Origin of the sequence: Pseudomonas sp. MWU12-2020 (assembly GCF_023100605.1) — a bacterium.
Taxonomy (GTDB): domain Bacteria; phylum Pseudomonadota; class Gammaproteobacteria; order Pseudomonadales; family Pseudomonadaceae; genus Aquipseudomonas; species Aquipseudomonas fluorescens_H.
In genome coordinates this window covers 1-409 of sequence record NZ_JALMEX010000057.1, presented here as the reverse complement: position 1 = coordinate 409, position 409 = coordinate 1, and the positions used below count along the sequence as shown (strand labels likewise).

Annotated in this window: 1 protein-coding gene; it reads right to left on the bottom strand. The window is 60.4% G+C overall.

All coding sequences use genetic code 11. The annotated features are described in order from the left end of the window. On the bottom strand, positions 1-362 hold a 362-nt coding region (locus tag M0814_RS29020), incomplete at its 3' end, for a hypothetical protein (protein WP_247868582.1). Positions 363-409 lie beyond the last annotated feature (47 nt).

Below are 409 nucleotides of genomic sequence, written 5' to 3'. Positions count from 1 at the left end.
GTGAACACCAACGGATTCGAGTAACTGGTCTTGCCCGTCTCGAACCGCAGGATGCTGTAGCTGACGCTGAGTTTCTCCCCACGCCGCGCTTCGAAATGCTTCTGCACAAAGGCTGCATCAAGCGGGAAATCCACGGGTCTGCCGGCAGTGAGGGCGTTCAGGGTTTTGCTGCCTTCGTCCAGGAGCGCGCCATTGGCATCACGCAGTTGCCAGGTGACCACGTCCTGGGGTTTGGTCGGGTTGGCGAGCGGGTTCGGGCAAGTGATTTTGCTTGTGCCGTCGGACAGATCATCGGGTTCCAGGATGCCGTTCTCTTCACCCTGGACGATCGGGGGCACCAGTTCCAGTTGTGCTTCGCCCACGGTCAGCAGCTCTGCATGCTGCGATGCCCGCCTGACGACTACACCGT